We start from the raw sequence: 19,611 nt of genomic DNA, 5'->3' as shown, positions 1-19,611 counted from the left end.
GAAAGGAGTTTGACGGACCTTACTTGACCGCGCCGGCGGTCATACCGGCTCGGATGTGCCGTTGGAACGCGACGTAGGCGACGAGCACCGGCAGCATTGCGATGGTGAGACCGGCGAACAGACCGCTCCAGTCGCTGCGATACCCCTGACTGACCGACAGGGCGGCCAAACCCTGCGCCAGGACATACCGATCTGGGTCGGGGTTGAGGACCAGCGGGAGCAGGTACTGGTTCCAGAGCCCGAGGAAGTTGAAGATGCCGACGGCGACGAGACCGGGACGGGCCATGGGCAGCATGACGCGGAAGAACACCGCGCCGTGCGAGCAGCCGTCCAGGAACGCCGCCTCCGCCACCTCCGTGGGGAGCGTCTTGAAGAACGCGTGCAGGAAGAAGACCGTGAAGGGCACCGCGTACGCGGCGTAGACCAGGATCAGTCCCTGGTAGGTGCCGAGCAGGCCGAGCTGCTGCACGACGAAGAACAGCGGCACCAGCGCCAGGAACACGGGGAAGAACATGGCCGCGACGAACACGTAGTAGATGAAGCGGTTGCCGCGGAACTCGTAGCGCGCCAGGGCGTAGGCGACCAGCGAGCCGAGCAGCATCGTCAGCAGCAGGCCACCGCCCACCACGATCAGGCTGTTGAAGAAGTACCGGCCGATGTTCGCCTGACTCCACGCCCGGGCCCAGTTGCCCCACTGCGGATCCGTGGGCAGTGACCACGGATCGTTCAGGATGTCGTTGTCCTGCTTGAAGGAGCTGACGATCGCCCACAGCAACGGCAGGGCGGTGACGACTCCCCAGGCCAGCATCGCCAGGTGTACCGGAAAACGCTTCATGACAGTTCCAGCCGTTCTTTGCGCCCGGATCGCAGCGCGAGGATCGCCAGGGTGAGGGTGGCGAAGAACAGCGCGACCCCCATCGCGGAGGCGTAGCCGAACTTGCCGTAGGTGAAGGCGTTGCGGTAGAGCGACAACCCGATGACCTCGGTCGCGCCGTCGGGGCCGCCGGGGCCCGCGGTCATCACCTGGACGACCGCGAATCCGTCCAGGGCCACGATGCCCAGATAGACGAACGAGACCTGCACCGTGTCGCGGACCAGCGGCAGCGTCACCTTGCGGAAGGTGGCCCAGCCGCCCGCGCCGTCGAGCAGCGCCGCCTCGAAGAACTCCTTCGGGATGCCGTTGATCGCCGCGCTGAACAGCACCATGTAGAAGCCCACCGACGACCAGACCAGCACCGCCATCACCGCCGGCAGCGCCAGCTGCGGATCGCCCAGCCAGCTGCGGGCCAGGCCGCCGAGGCCGACCGCCCGCAGCGCCCCGTTGAGCAGGCCGTTGGTCGGGTTGTAGACGAACTGCCACAGCACCGCGACGACCACGAGCGACAGCAGCTGCGGGAAGAAGTAGACGATCTGGTAGACGCCCGACCCGCGGACGCCCTTCCGGCCGCTGCCGCCGCCGAGGTGCAGCATGCTGGCCAGGAACAGGCCCAGCCCGACGGTCGCCAGCGGCACGCAGATCAGCATCACCGCGTTGTTGCGCACGGCGTCCAGGAAGAGGGAGTCGCCGCCGAGGCGGGCGTAGTTGCCCGCCCCGACGAAGTGCGCCTCGCCGGCCACGCCGGTCCAGTCGGTGAGCGAGAGGTAGAACGCCTGCCCGTACGGCGACAGCACGAAGACGACGTGCAGCACGAGCGCGGGCAGCAGCGCACCGATGAGGAACCGGAGCCGACCGTGCTTCATCAGCGGGTGTACTTCTTGACGGAGCTGTCCTTGGCGATGGCGTCCGCCGCCTTCTGGATGCGGTCGGCCCACTCGGCCGGCGTGGCCCGCTTGTTGATCAGCTCGCCGGTGGCGTCGTCGACGGCCTTGGCCAGCGGCGCGTACCAGGTGCGGAAGCGGAACGTGAAGGCCTCCTTGCCGGCGGCGTTGACCGCGTCGCGGGTCGAGCCGAGGCCGCTGCTGAGCGTGAGCCCGTCGGTGGCGCCGACGACCGCGGGCAGGGTCCCGGCGCTCTCGGCGAAGCTGCGCGCTGACTGCTTCGAGAACAGGATCCGCAGGTACTCCAGGCCGCCGGCGACGTTCTTCGCCTTCGACGGCACGATGAAGGCCTCGCTGCTCGCGGCCTGGATCGCCGCGGCGCCGAACTTGTCGGAGCTGCCGCGGGCCGGCACGGCGCCCATCACCATGTCGAAGCCCTTGGGCGCGACGTCCTTCTGCTCGGCCTCGAGCCACGAGCCGCAGGGGATGAACGCGGCCTTGCCCTGGCACCACGCGGCCTGCGACTCGGTGTGCGACAGCGCCTCCGAGCCCGCCATGATGTAGCCCTTCGCGGCGAGCTCCGCGAACGCCTCGGCGGCGCCCTTGAACGCGTCGGACTTCCACGCGTTGGGCTGGAGGTTGTCGACGGCCTTGAGCAGGTCCGTGCCGCCGGTCTTCGCCGCCATGCTCAGCAGCGGGTCGTTCATGTACTCCGGGTACTTGCCCTGGTAGGTCCAGGGGGCGATGCCCGCGGCCTTGATCGTGGCGCAGAGGGCGATCATCTCGTCCCAGGTCTTCGGGTACGTCCAGCCCTTGCTGGCGAAGAGCGGCTTGCTGTACCAGAGACCCCACGCGGTGTAGGTGAAGTTGAGCACCAGGGGCGCGCCGTCGAACGTGCCGTCCTCGACGACGCCCGGCAGCAGCGTGTCCTTGACCTTCACCGCCGGGTCGTCGAACGACGGCGCCTCCAGCAGGTCGTTGAGGTTCGACAGCTGCTTCGCACCGACCAGGGTGGCGAGGTCGAGGCGGCCCGCGCCGGTGTTGTCCACGACGTCGGGCGGGGTGTTGGCGACGAAGCGCGGCTGCAGCGCCTCGCCGACCTTCTGGATGCCCTTGTGGTCGATCGTGGCCTTCGGGTACTTCTGCGTGTAGAGACCCTCGGCCTTCTTCGCGTAGTCGTCGCCGTAGCCGCCCTTGAAGATGACCACCTCCAGGGGCGCGTCCTCCTTCACGCCGAGCGGGTTGGTGGAGCTCTTGGCGCCGGTCTCGGCCCTGGCGTCGCTGTCCTTGCCGCTGGTCACGCAGGCGCTGAGCAGCGGAAGCGTGACACCGGTCGCGGCCGCCGCGCGCAGGACGGTCCGTCTTGTCGGGTACGGTTGGGCGGAGGGTGATGGGTTCATGACTGGGCCTTCTCTCCTAAGCGGTACGCCGGATGCGCCCGGCGTACCGCGCTTCGAGTGCTGCGTTGTGCTCCCGCCCGCCTGGAACGTTGTCGGACAGGTAGACCGGCGGCGTGACGCCGAGTGCCAGCAGCCGCGCCACCACTTCGGTGACGATCTGCTGGGCCAGCAGGGCCGCGGTGATCGAGGAGACGGCGCCGACCGCGCCACCGCCCGGCAGGGGCAGCGACGCGTCGCCGTAGGGTGCCCCGTTGTCGAGGACCACGTCGGCGAAGTCGCTGAGCTTCATGCCGCTCTCGTGCCGCGAGTCCACGCGCGCCGAGTGCTCCAGCGACGTGATCGCGATGAGGGCGTGCCCACGCTGCTTGACGAGCTGCGCCATCTCCACCACTGCGCCGTTGACGCCGGAGTTGGAGGCGATGACGAAGGTGTCGTCGGGCTTGACGGGGGCGAGGTCGTAGAGCCGGTGCGCGACGCTCGGCGTGCGCTCCAGCTGCGGGTCGGCGAGGACGGTCGACGGGTCGCCGCCGTAGAGGACGATGTCGCGCAGCGCGATCCTGTTGGTCGGCACGAGCCCTCCGGCGCGGCCGGCGATCTCCATCGCCAGGGCCTCTGAGTGCCCGCACCCGAACGCCTGGATCACCCCGCCGGCCTGCAGCGTGGCGGTCATCAGGTCGGCGGCGTGTGCCACCTGGTCGCCCTGGCTGCTGGTGACGCGGTCGATGGCGGCGCGGATCACCTCGACGTAGTCCCCACTTCTGATGCTGCTCACAGCGGCTTTTCCCTCCGTGGTCGCTTGCGGTTGCTGTTCGTGTCGGGCACCCGGTGCGCGTCCACAGCGCGCACCGTGAGCTCCAGGGCCTCGGCGGTCCGTTCGTAGGTGCGCTGCGCGACCGCCACGTAGATGAGGTCCAGGACCAGCAGTTGCGAGTGCAGTGCGGAGAGGGCCGCGACGCGGAACGTGGTCTCGTGGACCGACGTCGTGAGCACCACGTCGGCGACCTCGGCGAGCGGCGAGCGGCCGAACGACGTCACCGCCACCGTCAGCGCGCCGTGGTCGGCGGCCTCGGCGAGGGTCTCGATCGCCTCGCGGGTGCGGCCGGAGTGCGACAGGCCGATCGCGACGTCGCCGGGGCCGAGCAGCGCGGCGTTGGTCAGCGCGGTGTGGCTGTCCGACCGGTACCAGACCGGGACGCGGATGCGCTCCAGCCGGAAGGCCATCTCCCGGCCGGCGGTGCCGCTGCTGCCCAGCCCGAAGATCTCGACCCGCCCGGCGCCGGCGATCGCGGCGGCGACCCGGTCGACCGCCGCGACGTCGAGACCGGCGGCGGTCGCCTGGATCGCCCTCGTGTCCGCGGCGGTGATCACGTCGAGCACGCCGTCGAGGGGGTCCTCCGGTGCGATGTCGCCGCTGATGTCGGTCTCCCAGCGGGCCTGCTCGGCGCGGCCGGTCTCGGTCGCGATGGCGACCCGCAGGTTGGCGTAGCCTTTGAAGCCGAGCGTGCGGCTGAACCGGGTCACGGTCGCCGTGGAGGTGCCCGACCGCTCGGCGAGGTCGACGATGCTGGCGTGCGCCGCGGTCTCGGGGTCGCTGAGGATGGTCTCCGCGATTTTCGCGAGGGCATCCGGCATGGTCGGCCCCTCGATGCGCAGCCGCCCCAGCAGCCCGCCGCTCTCACCGGTCACTACGGTCATCCTTTTCATCGTCCCGTCTTGGCGATGAAAATTACGACCACTTCAACTTCTAGTCAACAACCATTTTCCATGGTTCGATCGTGCCATGGTGCTCATCCTCGGGGTCGATGCCGGCGGTACGGCCTCCAAAGCGGTCGTCACCTCGGCCGACGGGACGGTCCTGGGGCGCGGAGCCGCGGGTCCGGGCAACCCGGCCGCTGTCGGGTCGGCGGCCGCGGTTGCGATCGGCGCGGCGGTCCGCGAGGCACTCGGCCCGCACGATCCGGGTGGGGTCGTCGCGGGCGTGGTGGGAGTCGCCGGGGTCAGCATCCTCGCTGATCCCGGCGTCGCCGCCGGCTTCGCCGACCAGTGGGCGGCCATCGGCCTGACCTGCCCGGTCGAGGTCGTCGCCGACGCCGTGACCGCGTTCGCCGCGGGCAGCGGGGCGCCGGAGGGTGCGGTGCTCATCGCCGGCACCGGTGCCGTCGCGGCCCTTGTCGACGGTGCGGAGGTCGTGCGCGCCGCCGACGGACTCGGCTGGCTGCTCGGCGACGAGGGCTCGGGCCTCTGGCTGGGTCTGCAGGCGGTCCGGCACGCGGCGCGGCACTGGTCGTCGTCGGGGCTCGCCGTCCGGGTGGCGCTGCACGCCGGCGTCACGTCCGCCGACGACCTCGTGCACTGGGCACAGCGGCTGCCGTTCGGGTCGTTCGCCGCGCTCGCGCCGGTCGTGTGCGAGTTCGCGACCGACGGTGATCCGGCCGCCACCGCGATCGTCGCGGACGGGGTGGCCCGGCTGCTCGCGACGCTCGACGCCCTCGATGCTCCCGATGTGGCGGTCGTACTGGCGGGCGGCCTGCTCACCGGGGCGACACCGGTCCGCGAGGGGGTGCTGGCGGCGCTGGGCGACCGTGGCGTGCAGGTCGGCACGGCCCGCGACCCGGCCCTCGGCGCCGCCAGGCTGGCCGCTCAGCTCTGGTCGAGGCGCACGGTGACGTCGACCTGAAGGAAGGCCCTCAGCCGACCGGCCTCCGCCAGTACCGACGCCGCATCGACATCGGTCAGACGACGGAACGGCGACACGGTCAGGGACGCGGCATCCACCGACCAGACGCCCGCGACGAAGCCGTCGACCAGGAACGTGGGGTGGACCATCGAGTAGCCAGGGCAGACCTTCGCGCGGTCCTCGGCGGCGATGATCCGGCTGCGGTCCTCATGGCTGAGCACCAGGTTGTCGAACTCCGGCAGGAACCGCACCGGCGCCTCCTCGTCGCCGTCGCACACCGGCAGCTCCGGCAGGTCGAACAGCTCCTGCCCGCGCTCGTCGCGGTGCACCCGCAGCCGGTGCCGCTGCGCCTCGACCTCGTCGCGGAGCCGCTTCATCCCCGACCAGTTCTGCAGGTCCGCGACACTTGCCGGGCCGCAGGAGGCGAGGTACCGCCGCAGCAGCATCCACACGTCCGGCCGCTCCTCCATCGGCCCGCCCAGCCAGTCCTCGGCGAGCGCGCAGGTCACGTGCCCGCGGCGGCGCCAGACCCCGGACGGCGGCGGGTGCACCAGGTTCTCCTGATGCTGCACGACCCAGGCGAGGGCGATCCCCTTGCGGCCGGGGAACCGCTCGCCGAGCGCCTTCGCCAGCTTGGGCCGGGTCATCGCCTGGCCGTGCAGGATCTCCCGCCCGGCGGCCCCGATCTCGGCGATGTCCAGCCCTTCGAACTCCTTCGCGAACGGCGACAGCCCGCCGGTCCCCAGCCGCTGCTTGAGCATCGGCCGCAGCCAGCGGTAGTCGGCGCCGGCGGTCAGGTGCTGGGTGCGGCGCAGCAGCCCGCCGCGCACGACCCGCCGGTCGGTGAGCGCCTCGGTGAGGTCCGCGTGCCGCGTGCGGCGGGTCCTGGTCCACAGGCCGACGTAGGGCGCGTCGACCTCCTGCGCCTGCACGGCGACGAGGTGCGCCACGATCTCGTCGACGGGGCGCGGGTCGGGCTCGGCGTCGGGCGTCATCAGCAGTTGCCGCTGCAGGTAGGTGCGGTTGAGCTGCCGCCTGGTGAGGATCACGCCGGTGACGCTATTCGGGATTCCGGTCAGGACCTGTCCTGATCTGGCACGACCCGGTGCTTCGTGATCCGGTCGAAGGCGATCGTGCCGTCGGCGTGCTCGCCCGCCGGGGCGTAGCCGGCCGCCCGCAGCGCCGCCAGGGTCTCCGCCACCGGCAGCACGCTGGCGTAGACGGTCGGGGCGAGCTCCGTCAGGCCCAGTCTGGCGAGGCTCTTCACCCGCGGCAGCTCCGCGAGCAGCGTCGGGTCGTCGCTGCGCAGCACGCACGCGACCGGGCGCACCCGCAGCGACCCGTGCCGGCGGGCGAGGTCGGTGACCAGGTACTGCAGCGGCTGCGGGACGCGCCCGCCGGTCGCCGCCTCGCGCAGCGACGCGAGGAGCTCGTCGGCCGTCGCGCCGGTGTCGAACGCGCGGCGCACCGACGCCTCCGAGAAGCGCCACGTGTGGCCGCCGCCGCGGGACTCCCGGTCGGCGGCGAGGTCGAGAAACGCGGCGAGCTGCGGCGCCGGTGCCCCGGTCGCGACGGCGGTCAGGTCGCTCTGCAGCAGCACGGTGCGCTGCGCGGCCGGGATGAGCCGCTCCAGCTCGGCCCGCAGCGCCGGCCGCTGCGGCGTGCCGTCCAGGCCGGCCTCGGCGGCGAGGGCCCGGCACAGGGCGGTCGGCGCGTGCAGTGCGCCCAGGCCCATGAGCTCCAGCTCCCGCCACAGCATGACCGTCGTCGGGTACGCCTCCTCGGCGTCCGCTCCGGTGAGCAGCGGCCGCATGTACATCTGCAGCGCGTTGATCCCGTCCAGCGACGGCAGCGCGTAACCGTCCGGCAGGCCGTTGAGCAGCGAGACGAGGCTGCGCCGCAGGATGCTGACGGCCTCGTCGCGCTCGGTCCGCAGCAGCGCCGGCACCTGCGTCTCCAGCGGGACCGCGTCCATGACCAGCCAGGCGGTGAGCAGCTCGCCGTACTGCGCGGGCGGGTCGAGCTTCAACCAGTCGTCGTAGTACGCCGACGGCGCGATCCGGTTGTCCGTCACGCCGATCAGACCGGTGACGCCGGCGAGGGTGAGCCACAGCCGCATGCCGGTCTCGTCGCCGCCGAGCGCCTTGCCGAGCCGGCGCAGCTCCCGGGTGCCGACCCCGCCGTCCTTCAGCATCGGCACCGGCGCCCGGCCGCACGCCTCCAGCAGGGCGGTGACGTGCGCGAGCGCGGCCCGGACCGCGGCGGCACCGTCGCGCTCGACCATCTCGACGCTGACCTCGACCGGCACCTGCAGCGGCGGCGCCGGGTCGAAGTCGGCGCGGAAGCCGTCCCGCAGCACGACGCCGACCTCGCTGGGCAGCACCGCGGCCATGCCGACGGGGTTCCACATGAGCAGCCCGTGGTCGACCGCCCACCGCAGCGGCGTGGACCGGTTGGTGCGCAGCGCGCCCATCTGCCGCGGGTCGAAGTAGTACGGGTCCTCCTCGGCCAGCGACAGCAGCAGGTCCTTGGTGGCCTCCGGCGCCTGGGCGAACTTCGCGCGGACGGTCGCCGCGTCGGCGAGGGCGGCGCAGACCGCGCCGAGCAACGACGTGCGGTCCCGGCCGACGGGCGCGTCGAGGTTGTACGCCAGGCGCTGCAGCCGGTCCAGCGGCAGCTGCACGAGCTCCAGGCGGGCCGACGGGCCGAACCCGTAGCCGCCGACGATCACCTCGTGGATCGGCGCGGTGCGGATCCAGTCGCCGTCAGGCCAGGCGAGCGCGTGCCACTCCAGCCGTCCCAGCATCATGCCGAGGTCGGCGTCGTGCTCGGCCACGCCCAGCAGCTCGGCGAGGTCGGCGCGGCGGGTGCCGGCGGCGCGCAGCGACAACGCCTCGGCGACCTGCAGCTCCGGCAGGCTGAGCGCGGCGACCGTCGCCGTCACCGTGGCGGGCTCCAGCAGCAGCGCCGCGAGCTCCTTGAGCGCCTTCGCCCCCCGCGGCGCCGGCCCGTCCGGCAGGTGGACGGCGGCGAGCTCGGCCAGCCGCGGCTCGGACAGGCCGGACAGGAAGTCGAGCATGGTCCTCATGGCGACCATCATCAGCGCCGCGGGTGCGCCACGAAAAATCCCTACAGCGTGTCGGTCGCCCCGACCCGCCCCGGCGAGCCTGCCGGTGACCGGCTCCAGCGGCACGCTGCCCCTGGCCGGCACGGGTGCCGCCCTCGTGGTGGGCGGCGCCACCCTGGTCGCCACCCTGCGCCGCCGCCGGATCACCTTCACCGCCGAGTAGCCCTGAGACGCGGAAGGGGGGAGCCTCCGGGCTCCCCCCTTCCGCGTCTCAGCAGCCGTCGGCGCGGGACAGGAGCAGGGTGCGTTCGCGTTCGTTGCGGGTCAGCGACGCGGCACGCTCGAACTCGGACCTGGCCTCGTCGCGGCGGTCCAGCTTCAGCAGCAGGTCGGCGCGGACGGTCGGGAGCAGGTGGTAGGCGCGCAGCGACGGCTCCTCCAGCAGCGGGTCGAGGACGGCCAGGCCGGCCGCGGGGCCGTCGGCCATGGAGACGGCGACGGCGCGGTTCAGCTCGACGACCGGGGACGGGGGCAGCTCGGCGTACAGCGCGGCGATGCGGCGCCAGTCGGTGTCGGCGGCCGTGGCGGCGCGGGCATGGCAGGCGGCGATCGCGGCCTGGAGGGTGTACGTGCCGCCGCCGAGGCTCTCCGCCGTGGACAGGGCGGCCAGGCCGCGGCTGATGAGGAGCCGGTCCCAGCGCGAGCGGTCCTGCTCCAGCAGCACGATCGGCTCGCCGGACGGGCCGGTGCGGGCCGCGGAGCGGGAGGCCTGGATCTCCATGAGCGCGAGCAGGCCGTGGACCTCGGGCTCGGTGGGCATCAGGCCGGCCAGCACGCGGCCGAGACGCATCGCCTCCTCGCACAGCGCCGGACGCATCCAGTCGTCGCCGGCGGTGGCGGAGTAGCCCTCGTTGAAGATGAGGTAGATGACCTCCAGGACGGAGCCGAGCCGGGCCGTGCGGTCGGCGCCGGGGGGCAGCTCGAAGGGCACGTGCGCGTCGGCGAGGGTCTTCTTGGCGCGGCTGATGCGCTGGCCGGCGGTCGCGCCCGGGACGAGGAAGGCGCGGGCGATCTCGTCGGTGGACAGGCCGCCGAGCACGCGCAGGGTCAGCGCCACCCGGGACTCGGCGGTGAGCACCGGGTGGCAGGCGGTGAAGATCAACCTGAGGAGGTCGTCCTCGATGGTGTCCTCGCCGATCGCCTCGAACTCGTCGCCGGCGGTGGCGGGGTGCAGCAGGTCGGGCATGCGGGCCTCGAAGCGCTCCCGGCGCCTGATCTGGTCGATCGCCCGCCGTTTCGCGGTCGTCATCAGCCAGGCGCCGGGGTTGCGCGGCACGCCGTCGGCCGGCCACTGCTCGAGGGCGGCCAGGAGGGCGTCCTGGGCCAGTTCCTCGGCGAGGCCGACGTCACCGACCATGCGCGCGACCCCGGCGATGACCCTGGCCGCCTCGATCCGCCAGACCGCCTCGATCGCCTGGTGGGTTTCCGCTCGCGTCACGCCGCCAACGTAACGCTCAGCCGAAGTCGGCGACCTTGCGGACCTCCACCTCGACGTCGATCTCGTCGAACAGCGCGGCGAAGCGCTGCGCCCACTCCACCGCCTCGGCGTGGTCGCGGACCTGCACGATCGCGAACCCGGCGATGACCTCCTTCGCCTCGGCGAAGGGCCCGTCGACCACGGTCTGCGCGCCGTTCTGGACGCGGACCATCGCCGCGCCTTCCGAGCTCGGCCGCAGCCCCTCGGCCGCGAGCAGGACGCCCGCCTTGCTCACCTCGGTCATGAACCCGCCCATCCGGGCCAGGAACTCGGGCGTCGGCGACCAGGCGGCCGGGTCGGCGTCGTTGACCCTGTGCATCAGCATGTAGCGCATCGTGGAGCTCCCATCTCGTTGTCCAGCATCTACCGACGCGTCGACCGGCGGCCGCCGTTTTCGACGCCGGCGCCGAACGAAAGTTCCGCCGCCGCGTCGCCGATCTCGCGGCGCAGGATCGGGTCGAGGGAGCGCTCGGCGAGCATGGCCGGGGCGAGCCGCCGCGACTTGGCGGCGTACCGGGGGAACGCCTGCCGCACGATGAGCTTCGCGAACAGCTGGTAGCGCCCGGACACCATCGCGGGCGCGTCGGCGAAGAACCGCTCCACATAGGGGTCGGTGAGCTCCTCCTGACCGGGCTGCCAGAAGCCGGCCGCGGCGGCCATCGCGATCCCGGCCCGCTCGTCGCGCACGATCCGCTCCCACGCCTCCGCCTTCGCGTCCGGGTCGGGCAGTGCGGCGTGGCACTTGGCGGCCTTCTCGGCGCCGCGGGTGCCGGGGTCGCGCCGGGACTCCGCGGTGACGTCGGACGCGGACGCGGCGCCGAGCGCGGCGAGCCGGACAAGCGCGTCCCACCGCAGGTCCTGGCTGACGACGAGGCCGGTGGCACCGGTGGGCGCCGGCAGCAGCGGCGAGGACGCGGGCGCCGCCAGCCCGGTGAGCACGGAGACCGGTGTGGGGGCGAGCCAGCCGGCGAGCATCGAGACGTGCGCCGGCCCGGCGACCGTCGTCAGCGCGGTCGCGAGCGCGAACTGCCGCCCGCTGCCCGGCGCCGCCGCCGACAGGGCCGCGGCGCAGATCGCGGCGAGCGGGCCGAAGGCGATGAGCCCGCGCCGGGCCAGTTCGTCCCGGGCGAACGCGAACACCTCGACCAGCACGCTCGTCTCCGGCTCGCCGGCGAGCGCGGCCTCCAGCAGGGTGAGGAACGCCCCGGGGGACAGCTCGCCCTCGCCGGCCGCGTCCATCGCCGCGGTCCACAGCAGCGCCCGCGCGTGGGGGTCGGCGATCGCGGGCAGGACGGACGGCAGCGCGGCAAGGCTGGCGGGGTCGAGAAGCACCTTCGCGTAGGTGTCGTCGATCAGCAGCACACCGCCGGGCGGCAGGGCGGCAGCCCCGTCCACCGCGACCGACCGGCCGTCGAGGGTGACGGGGGCGGCCCGGACGCACGCGCCGCGCTCGTCGTACACCGCGATCCGGAACCGGTGCGGCCGCAGCGGCGCACCGGTCTGCTCGACGGTCAGGCCCGCCGGCGCGGGCAGCGGGCGCAATGTGTTGCACCCGGTGCTGCGCAGCCACAGGTCGGCCCAGCCGCCGAGGTCGGTGCCCGCCACCGAACCCAGCACGGCGAGGAAGTCGGCGAGGCCGGCGTTGCCGAAGCGGAACCGCTCGAAGTAGGCGCGGAGCCCGGCGAGGAACACGTCGTCGCCGAGGAGCACCGACAGCTGCCGCAGCGCCGCGGCGCCCTTGGCGTAGGAGATGCCGTCGAAGTTGTGGAACGCGGCGGCGGTGTCGGCCACGTCGTCGGGTGCGACCGGGTGCGTGGACGGCCGCTGGTCGGCGAGCATGCCCCAGCGCTTGCGCCACACCACGAAGTCCGCGGCGCCGCCGGGGTGGCGGCCGGTCTCGGCGGCGACCCGCCACCCCATCAGCTCGGCGAACGCCTCGTTGAGCCAGATGTCGTCCCACCATCGCAGGGTGACGAGGTCGCCGAACCACATGTGCGCCAGCTCGTGCGCCATGACCACGAAGCGGCGCAGCCGGTCGTAGTCGGTGGCCACGGTCCGGAACAGGAACTCCTCCCGGAACGTGACCAGGCCCGGGTTCTCGACCGCGCCGCCCTGAAAGTCGGGAATGAACGCCTGGTCGTACTTGCCGAACGCGTACCGCACGCCGAAGAGCTCGTGGTAGCGGTCGAGGTTCGCGGCCGTGGCGGCGAACAGCTCGCCGGCGTCGGCGTCCAGGTGCGGCGCGATGGACCTGCGGCAGATCAGGCCGAGCGGGATGCCGTCGTGCTCGGCGGCACGGACGTGCCACGGCCCGGCGAGCACGGTGAAGAGGTAGGGCGCGATCGGCGGGGTCGGCTCGAAGGTCCACCGGCCGTCGCGGGCCTCCCGCAGCGGAGCGTTGCCGTGCACCGTCCACTGTGGAGGGGCGGTGACGGTCAGCGTGACGGGCGCCTTCAGGTCGGGCTGGTCGAAGCAGGCGAAGATGCGCTGCGCCTCGTCGAGCGGCGCCTGCCCGTACAGGTAGACCTCGCCGTCTTCGGGGTCGACGCTGCGGTGCAGCCCTTCACCGGTCCGCGAGTAGGCCGCGGTGAACGTCACCTCGAGCCGGTTGGCGGCGAGCAGCCCGGAGAGCGGCAGCCGGTTGCCGTCCAGCGTCGACGGGTCCAGGGTCCGCCCGTTGAGGAGGATCCGCTCCGGCCGGACGTCTTTCATCTCCACGAAGGTGGCGGCGCCGGGTGAGGCGCAGGCGAACTCGACGACGGTGCGGGAGACGTACGTGGAGGCGTCGGTGACGTCGAGGGAGACCGTGTATCCGCCGACGCGGATGAGTGCGGCTCGGGTCTGCGCCTCGACCCGGGTCAGGGCGCGGCTCGGGCTGATCATGCCCCCGACGCTACCCGGCCCGCGGCGGCGGAAAAGCGCCTACTCGGCCCGCGACAACGACAGTTCGGGCGCGGCCGGACCGGCAGCGGCGGCGGTCGCCCCGGGTGCCACCCGGCCCGCGAGCAGCGCGCCGGCGACCGCCGGCAGCAGCGCGATCAGGAACGCGGCGACGTAGGCGACCGGCCCGGCGGTGACGAGCGCGGCGAACACCGCCCCGCCGACCGCGAGCACCACCGTCGTCAGCAGCGAGTCGGCGACCGACAGCGCGGAGCTGTTGACGCCCTGCTCGTCGGCCCGGGACAGCTGCAGGACCAGCGTGGACGCCGTCGGCGACGCCAGCCCCATGCCGAAGCCGGCGACGCACCAGCCGGCCACGACCGCCGCGACGGGGACGGCCGGGGCGACCAGCGCGACCGCCGACACCACGCCGAGCGCGATGGCCGACAGGCCGGTCCGCAGCCGCGCGGCGGGGCTGAAGCGCTGGCCCTGCCGGGCCTGGATCCACGAGCCCGCGGACCACAGCAGCGCCCCGGCGGTGAGGGTGAGCCCGGCCAGCGACGGGGTGAGGCCGCGCTCGCGGGTGAGCAGCAGCGGGATGAACACGTCGGCCTGCATGAACGCGGCGCCGGCGAGCCCGCGGACGAGGACGACGCTCGGCAAGCCGCGGCGGGCGCCGAACGTGCCGGCCGGCAGCAGCCGCGGCCCGCAGACGGCGACCAGCAGCAGCCCGCCGGCCACGGCGGCGAGCCCGCCGGACTGGCCGCCCCAGTGCAGCAGCACCACGCCCGCCGCGACGCCGGCCGCCCACGGTATGCGGACGCCTGCCCGGGCACCCGGCGTGCCGGGGCCGCCGCCGATCGAGCGCAGGTGCGGCCCGATCACCGCGGCGGCGGGCAGGGTCGCGATCGCGATCAGCAGGAAGACCCAGCGCCAGCCGAGGTGCTCGACGATCAGCCCGGCGATGGCCGGGCCGACCACGGCGGGCAGGACCCACGCGGCCGACAGCGCGGAGAAGACACGCGGGTGCGCCGACGCGGGGTACGCCCGCCCGACGACGACATAGAGCGCCACCGTGATGAGACCGCCGCCGAAACCCTGGACGAGGCGGCCGGCGATGAGCGTCCAGATCCCGGTGGCGAGGCCGGCACCGAGCAGCCCGAGGCAGAACAGCGCGACGCCGGCGAGGATCGGGCGGGCCGGCCCACGCCGGTCGCACCAGATGCCGGCGGCGACGGTGGCGACGATCCCGGTCGCGAACGGCCCGCCGAACGCGAATCCGTAGAGGGCGAGGCCGTCGAGGGCCTGCGCGACGGTCGGCATGGCCGCCGTCACGGCCACCGCCTCGAAGGCGACGAACGTGACCAGTGTGACCATGCCGACCGTGAGCGCGTTCTGTTTCTGCACCTCGCCACCGTGCAACTTCAACAACGGTTGAGGTCAACTCAGTTGGTGGCCAGCCCTGGAGTCGCGGCCGTCCGGGCCGGTGGTGAGCGTGGTGGTGAACTTCCGCCGGCCGTTGCCGAGGCCGGAGACGCTCGACGTAGCGTGGACAGCACCGCCGGTGCTCTCGATGGTGACCGTGTGCGGACCGGTGAAGCCGGCGGTGGCCCGCGCCCAGAAGGCGACCTGGTGGGTGGTCGAGGGGCAGCCGCCGATGCCGCAGAAGCCGCTGTTGGCGGCGCCGACGCGCGGCCCGGGGCCGTCGCCGGTGACGGTGCGGCGCAGGGCGCGCCGGCTGGCCGCGTTGCGCGGTCCGGCGGCGACCAGCGACCACGACGACGGCGGGTTGGCGGCGCCCTCCTTCATGATGCCGTTGCGGACCACGTCGGCGAGCAGTCCGTCCTCATCGAGTGGGTTGATGTCCTCGATGATGTGGCCGCGGCCTGGAGGCGACCCCAGATGCAGTCAAAGCCCTGGATGTCAACGCTCGCGTTCCCGACATATTTCATCACTCGTTGACATGTACCGACAACCGGGGTCAACATGTGTTGGCCAACGCTTGTTGACATCGACAAGGAGGATGCCATGAAGACCGTCGTCGTCGGTGCCGGGCCGACCGGGCTGCTGCTCGCGGGGGACCTCGCCGCCGCGGGGACCGAGGTGACCGTCCTGGAGCGGCGCACCAGCGAGTCCAACCTGACCAGGGCGTTCGGCGTGCACGCGCGGACCCTGGAGCACCTCGACGCCCGCGGGCTCGCCGACGAGCTCATCGCGACCGGGACGCCGGTGTCGCGGCTGCGGCTGTTCAACCACGTGCGGGTCGACCTCGGCGTGCTGCCGACCCGCTTCCCGTTCCTGCTGATCACCCCGCAGTACCACGTGGAGCGGCTGCTGGAGCGGCGGGCACTCGACCTGGGCGCCCGCATCGTGCGCGGCGCGACGGTCACCGGGCTGCGCGAGGACGCGGTCCTGACCGAGGACGGGGCCCACCCCGCCGACTACGTCGTGGGCGCCGACGGCGTCCACAGCGCCGTGCGCGAGGCGATCGGCATGCCGTTCCCCGGCAAGGCGGTGCTGCGCTCGATCATGCTGGCCGACGTGCGGCTCGCCGACGCGCCGCACGACGTGCTCGCGGTCAACGCCGTCGGCGACGCGTTCGCGTTCGTCGCGCCGTTCGGCGACGGGTGGTTCCGCGTCTTCTGCTGGGACCGGCTCGCCCAGCGGCCCGACAGCGCGCCGCTGGAGCTCGACGAGGTCCGCGACGTGACCCGCCGGGCGCTCGGCACCGACTTCGGCATGCGGGACGCGCGCTGGCTGTCGCGCTTCCACAGCGACGAGCGGCAGGTGCCGCAGTACCGGCAGGGCAACGTCTTCCTCGCCGGCGACGCCGCCCACGTGCACTCCCCCGCGGGCGGGCAGGGCATGAACACCGGCATGCAGGACGCGGCGAACCTGAGCTGGAAGCTGGCCGCGGTCGCGCGGGGCTGGGCCCCCGACGGGCTCCTCGACACGTACCAGAGCGAACGGCATCCGGTCGGCGAGCTGGTGCTGCGCAGCAGCGGCGGGCTGATCCGCCTCGCGATGCTGCACTCCCGCGCCGCGCGGGCCGGCCGCGACCTGCTCGGCGGGGCGCTGCTGCACGTGCCGACGATCATGCGCAAGGCGGCCGGCACGGTGTCCGGCATCGGCATCGACTACCCCGGCGCACCCCGGCAGCCCGACGTGCTCCTCCCGCCGGATTCGCGCCTGTACGAGCTGCTGCGGGCCGGACGGCACGTCCTGCTCGCGCCCTCGGCGCCGGTGGGCTACGACGACCGCCTGACACACGCGGTGAACGACCGTTTTGTCCTCGTCCGGCCCGATGGCCACGCCGCCTGGACCGGCACAGAGCGGGAGCTTCCGGTCGCGCTGCGGCGTCACCTCGGCCCACCACGGTGATCCGCGACACCACCCGTCCACCTGGCTCTTGACATGGGAGCGGTGATCCATGTGTCATGCCCGTCACAGAGCGGCTCTCGTTGGGTTGCCGCCGACGCCGGACCGCCGCCGCGGGCCCGGCGGCGGCGCACACGGGGACGACGGACGCGCCTGCGAGACGTGCCGGGCCCCGCGCCGCCACGGGGGGCCCGGCACCTCGCTTGTCCGCCTGCCTCAGTTGTGGCCCAGCCTCGGCTTGTCGCCCGCGTGCTCGACCACCACGAACTGGCCCATCATCCCCTCGTCCTCGTGCCGCAGGACGTGGCAGTGGAACATGTACGCCGTCGTCGGGTCGGCGTAGTCGGCGAACGCGGCGATCACCGAGTAACGCCTGCCGGGCTCCAGGAACAGGGTGTCCTTCCAGCCGCCGAGCTCCGGCGGGGGCGCGCCGCCGTTGACCGACAGCACCTGGAACTGCACGTCGTGGATGTGGAAGCTGTGTGGGGTGTCGTGCCCGTTGGCGACGGTCCAGACCTCGGTGGTGTCCTTGACGACGACGGCGTCCACCCGGTCCATGTCCATCCCGTCGCCGTTGATCCCGCGCCCCTGGAACGTGAAGGTCCGCCGTTGCGCCGCCAGCTTCGGGTCAAGCCGCTGGACGTCGGCGAGCTTCGCCGGCAGGGTCGCGGCCTTCAGGTCGCCCGCCGCCCGCAACTGCAGCACGTCGAACGTGTCGCGGCCGCCGTGGAACCTGCCGAGGCCGGTCGCCCGGCTGCGCAGCTCGACCCGCTCCCCCGGCCGCATCGCGACGACGACCTCGGCCCGCTCCCCCACCGACAGCCGCACGTGGTCGGTGCTGTAGGGCGCGGCGAGCAGCCCGCCGTCCGTGCCGATCATCGTGAGCGGGCGGGCGTCGGACATCGCGAAGTCGTACACCCGCGCCGTCGACGCGTTGAGCAGCCGCAGGCGCACCAGCGTGGTCCGCACGTCCAGGAACGGGCCCGGGGTGCCGTTGACGAGGATCTGGTCGCCGAGGATGCCCACGTCGCTGCCGAACCGGTCGTTCATGCTCAGCTGGTCACCGTCGAACCCCTTGTCCTGCACGACGACCGGGACGTCGTCGACGCCGTACTCGTGCGGCAGCCCGTCCGGCCCCTGGTCGTCGTCCAGGATGAACAGGCCGGCGAGGCCGCGGTAGACCTGCCGCTCGGTGCGGTCGCTGGGGTGCGGGTGGTACCAGAGCGTCGCCGCCGGCTGGTCGACCGTCCACGCGGCCTGGTAGTCGCCGCCGGGCGGGATCGGGTGGTGCGGCCCGCCGTCGACCTTCGCCGGCAGGTGCATCCCGTGCCAGTGCACGGTCGTCGGCTCGTTGAGCCGGTTGTGCACGTTGACCGCGACCCGCTCGCCGCGCCCGGCCCGCAGGGTCGGGCCGAGGTAGCCGCCGTTGTACCCCCAGGTGCGGGTGTTCGCGCCGTGGCCGAGGTCGCTAGCGCCGGGCTGCGCGGTGAGATCGAAGACCCGCGTGCCGTCCGCGCCGACGGTCGACGCCGCGAGCGGCGGGATCTTGAGCGGCCGGTCGAACGCGACCTTGCCCACGGTGTCCACGGCCGTGCCGGACACGAGCCAGGTGACGACCGCGACGCCACCCCCGCAGAGCAGGAGCAGCAGGCCCAGCCCACCGAGAAGCCACTTGCGCACCGTCGTCCCCTTCGCCGTTCGCCGTCATAAGTAGCTGTGCTACATGTAGCTTCGCTGCTCACGGCGGCCCCCACATCGGGGAAAACCTCAGGGACAACCCCCAATCGCACCGTCCCGGGCTCCGCGATACTTGGCGGGTGGTTATCGACGCGTACGTGACCTCGCTCGGCGCGGCACTTCGCGGCCCGCGCGCCGCGAAGCGGGAGCTGCTGACCGAGGTGCGCGACAGCCTGCACGACGCCGCCGCGCACCACGAGTCGACCGGCCTGCCCGCCCCGGCCGCGGCGCGGCTGGCCGTCGACGAGTTCGGCACGGTCCGCGAGCTCGCCCCGGACTACCAGCGCGAGCTGGCGCTGCTGCAGGGCCGCCGGACCGCCCTCCTCGTCGCCGGCGCCGTCGCCGCCCAGCAGGTGATCTCCGAGGTGGCGTGGCGGTCCGCGGCCCCCGGCTGGTCGTGGCAGCCCAGCCGCGGCTACATGCTGCTCGCCCACACCGTCGACTACGCCGGCTACGCCGTCGTGCTCCTCGGCCTGCTCGCCGCCGTGGCCTGCGGAGCCGGCAGCCGCTACGTCAGCGTCGGCAGCGGCTTCGTCCGCGCGACGGGGATGGCGGCGATCGCCGTCTGCGCGTTCTTCGTGCTCGGCGGGGCGGCCCTGTCGACGCTGAGCCCCACCTGGCACGCCGCGGCGTCCGCCAGCCTGTCCCCGCCGGCGCTCGCCGCGGCGGTCGTCACCACCGCGACGCCGGTGTGGATGGTGTACTCGGGGCTGCGCTGCCTGCGCGCCGCCGCCCCGACGCGGTCAGCCCTGGGCCGGCACCCGGTCCAGGAAGCCTAGGACCTGGTTGATCCGGCCGTCCGCGGCGATCGTGACCACGTCGAAGCCGGCGACCGGCGCCTCCTGCCCCGGCAGGCCCATCTCCCAGCCGAACCGCGCCTGGTCGTGGTGGCCGTCGACGGCGCCGAGCGGGGTGATGACGAAGCCCGGGAACTGGGCCTGCACGCCGCCGATCAGCCAGTCGATCTCCGACTGGCCGCGGGCCGCCGCCATCGGGTCGACGAACGTCACGTCCTCGGTGAACAGCGCGTCGATCGCCACCCGGCGGGCCTGCGGGTCCGTCTCGTTCCACACCTCGATGTACCGCTTGACGATGCTCTCGTAGTCGCTCATGCCGTTCAGCCTGCCGACGCCGGCGGCCCGGGTCGATTCCCCGGGAGGTAATGGCCACGCTTCCG

General features: G+C 73.2%; 17 protein-coding genes. 3 read left to right on the top strand and 14 right to left on the bottom strand.

The genetic code is table 11. From position 1 onward, the window contains the following. Window positions 1–19: 19 nt before the first annotated feature. From ACFY3L_RS07175 to ACFY3L_RS07155, 5 genes are read right to left on the bottom strand one after another with little or no spacing between them, the layout of a single operon-like run. Window positions 20–835 (bottom strand): carbohydrate ABC transporter permease, encoded by an 816-nt coding sequence (locus ACFY3L_RS07175; protein ID WP_389319593.1) that lies wholly within the window; start codon window positions 833–835, stop codon window positions 20–22. Continuing rightward, window positions 832–1,740, bottom strand: a complete 909-nt coding sequence (locus ACFY3L_RS07170) for a carbohydrate ABC transporter permease (RefSeq protein WP_389319591.1) — start codon at window positions 1,738–1,740, stop codon at window positions 832–834. The genes ACFY3L_RS07175 and ACFY3L_RS07170 overlap by 4 nt, the downstream gene beginning before the upstream one ends. Further along, window positions 1,740–3,158, bottom strand: a complete 1,419-nt coding sequence (ngcE, locus tag ACFY3L_RS07165) for an N-acetylglucosamine/diacetylchitobiose ABC transporter substrate-binding protein (RefSeq protein ID WP_389319590.1) — start codon at window positions 3,156–3,158, stop codon at window positions 1,740–1,742. Before ngcE ends, ACFY3L_RS07170 begins: the two co-directional genes overlap by 1 nt. 16 nt (window positions 3,159–3,174) lie before the next feature. Continuing rightward, complete coding sequence (locus ACFY3L_RS07160) at window positions 3,175–3,897, bottom strand: sugar isomerase domain-containing protein (protein WP_389321094.1); 723 nt, start codon at window positions 3,895–3,897, stop codon at window positions 3,175–3,177. 29 nt (window positions 3,898–3,926) lie between these two features. After that, window positions 3,927–4,853 (bottom strand): MurR/RpiR family transcriptional regulator, encoded by a 927-nt coding sequence (locus tag ACFY3L_RS07155; RefSeq protein WP_389319588.1) that lies wholly within the window; start codon window positions 4,851–4,853, stop codon window positions 3,927–3,929. A gap of 85 nt (window positions 4,854–4,938) precedes the next feature. On the opposite strand from ACFY3L_RS07155, the gene ACFY3L_RS07150 reads away from it, so the two are divergent. Further along, on the top strand, window positions 4,939–5,835 hold the full coding sequence (locus tag ACFY3L_RS07150; protein ID WP_389319586.1) for an N-acetylglucosamine kinase: 897 nt from the start codon (window positions 4,939–4,941) through the stop codon (window positions 5,833–5,835). On the opposite strand, the gene ACFY3L_RS07145 is transcribed toward ACFY3L_RS07150, so the two are convergent. The 7 genes from ACFY3L_RS07145 to ACFY3L_RS07115 form a co-directional block, all read right to left on the bottom strand. Beyond that, window positions 5,799–6,884 (bottom strand): winged helix DNA-binding domain-containing protein, encoded by a 1,086-nt coding sequence (locus tag ACFY3L_RS07145; RefSeq protein ID WP_389319584.1) that lies wholly within the window; start codon window positions 6,882–6,884, stop codon window positions 5,799–5,801. The two genes, ACFY3L_RS07150 and ACFY3L_RS07145, sit on opposite strands and share 37 nt — an antisense overlap. Window positions 6,885–6,910: 26 nt before the next feature. Then, complete coding sequence (locus tag ACFY3L_RS07140) at window positions 6,911–8,923, bottom strand: helicase-associated domain-containing protein (protein WP_389319582.1); 2,013 nt, start codon at window positions 8,921–8,923, stop codon at window positions 6,911–6,913. A gap of 250 nt (window positions 8,924–9,173) precedes the next feature. Next, complete coding sequence (locus ACFY3L_RS07135) at window positions 9,174–10,400, bottom strand: RNA polymerase sigma factor (RefSeq protein ID WP_389319580.1); 1,227 nt, start codon at window positions 10,398–10,400, stop codon at window positions 9,174–9,176. Window positions 10,401–10,416: 16 nt separating this feature from the next. Beyond that, window positions 10,417–10,764, bottom strand: a complete 348-nt coding sequence (locus ACFY3L_RS07130; RefSeq protein ID WP_389319578.1) for a YciI family protein — start codon at window positions 10,762–10,764, stop codon at window positions 10,417–10,419. Between the two features lie 38 nt (window positions 10,765–10,802). Then, complete coding sequence (gene pepN / locus ACFY3L_RS07125) at window positions 10,803–13,322, bottom strand: aminopeptidase N (protein WP_389319576.1); 2,520 nt, start codon at window positions 13,320–13,322, stop codon at window positions 10,803–10,805. Between the two features lie 39 nt (window positions 13,323–13,361). Beyond that, a complete protein-coding gene (locus tag ACFY3L_RS07120; RefSeq protein ID WP_389319575.1) occupies window positions 13,362–14,726 on the bottom strand; it encodes an MFS transporter in 1,365 nt (454 codons plus the stop codon). A gap of 33 nt (window positions 14,727–14,759) precedes the next feature. Continuing rightward, window positions 14,760–15,146 (bottom strand): hypothetical protein, encoded by a 387-nt coding sequence (locus ACFY3L_RS07115; protein WP_389319573.1) that lies wholly within the window; start codon window positions 15,144–15,146, stop codon window positions 14,760–14,762. A gap of 201 nt (window positions 15,147–15,347) precedes the next feature. Between ACFY3L_RS07115 and ACFY3L_RS07110 the strand changes: the two genes are divergently transcribed. Then, complete coding sequence (locus ACFY3L_RS07110; protein WP_389319571.1) at window positions 15,348–16,700, top strand: FAD-dependent monooxygenase; 1,353 nt, start codon at window positions 15,348–15,350, stop codon at window positions 16,698–16,700. A 213-nt stretch (window positions 16,701–16,913) separates the two neighbouring features. Here the strand turns inward: ACFY3L_RS07110 and ACFY3L_RS07105 are convergent, their stop codons facing one another. Beyond that, on the bottom strand, window positions 16,914–18,377 hold the full coding sequence (locus ACFY3L_RS07105; RefSeq protein WP_389319569.1) for a multicopper oxidase family protein: 1,464 nt from the start codon (window positions 18,375–18,377) through the stop codon (window positions 16,914–16,916). A 137-nt stretch (window positions 18,378–18,514) separates the two neighbouring features. Here ACFY3L_RS07105 and ACFY3L_RS07100 point away from each other — a divergent pair, with 137 nt between their 5' ends. Then, window positions 18,515–19,213 (top strand): permease prefix domain 1-containing protein, encoded by a 699-nt coding sequence (locus ACFY3L_RS07100; protein WP_389319568.1) that lies wholly within the window; start codon window positions 18,515–18,517, stop codon window positions 19,211–19,213. On the opposite strand, the gene ACFY3L_RS07095 is transcribed toward ACFY3L_RS07100, so the two are convergent. Beyond that, window positions 19,178–19,546: a nuclear transport factor 2 family protein gene (locus ACFY3L_RS07095; protein WP_389319566.1), complete on the bottom strand. Its 369-nt coding sequence runs from the start codon at window positions 19,544–19,546 to the stop codon at window positions 19,178–19,180. The genes ACFY3L_RS07100 and ACFY3L_RS07095 overlap by 36 nt on opposite strands. Window positions 19,547–19,611: the final 65 nt, after the last annotated feature.

The sequence above is a fragment of the Dactylosporangium sp. NPDC000521 genome (assembly GCF_042898305.1).
GTDB lineage: Bacteria > Actinomycetota > Actinomycetes > Mycobacteriales > Micromonosporaceae > Dactylosporangium.
This window is presented reverse-complemented; position numbering and strand designations above follow the sequence as displayed.

Bases quoted from the DNA above. Each gene is read 5' to 3' on its own strand.
- ACFY3L_RS07140 (WP_389319582.1), bottom strand. From the start codon at position 8,923: ATGAGGACCATGCTCGACTTCCTGTCCGGCCTGTCCGAGCCGCGGCTG.
- ACFY3L_RS07175 (WP_389319593.1), bottom strand. From the start codon at position 835: ATGAAGCGTTTTCCGGTACACCTGGCGATGCTGGCCTGGGGAGTCGTC.
- ACFY3L_RS07170 (WP_389319591.1), bottom strand. From the start codon at position 1,740: ATGAAGCACGGTCGGCTCCGGTTCCTCATCGGTGCGCTGCTGCCCGCG.
- ACFY3L_RS07095 (WP_389319566.1), bottom strand. From the start codon at position 19,546: ATGAGCGACTACGAGAGCATCGTCAAGCGGTACATCGAGGTGTGGAAC.
- pepN (WP_389319576.1), bottom strand. From the start codon at position 13,322: ATGATCAGCCCGAGCCGCGCCCTGACCCGGGTCGAGGCGCAGACCCGA.
- ACFY3L_RS07110 (WP_389319571.1), top strand. From the start codon at position 15,348: ATGAAGACCGTCGTCGTCGGTGCCGGGCCGACCGGGCTGCTGCTCGCG.
- ngcE (WP_389319590.1), bottom strand. From the start codon at position 3,158: ATGAACCCATCACCCTCCGCCCAACCGTACCCGACAAGACGGACCGTC.
- ACFY3L_RS07150 (WP_389319586.1), top strand. From the start codon at position 4,939: ATGGTGCTCATCCTCGGGGTCGATGCCGGCGGTACGGCCTCCAAAGCG.
- ACFY3L_RS07130 (WP_389319578.1), bottom strand. From the start codon at position 10,764: ATGCTGATGCACAGGGTCAACGACGCCGACCCGGCCGCCTGGTCGCCG.
- ACFY3L_RS07155 (WP_389319588.1), bottom strand. From the start codon at position 4,853: ATGACCGTAGTGACCGGTGAGAGCGGCGGGCTGCTGGGGCGGCTGCGC.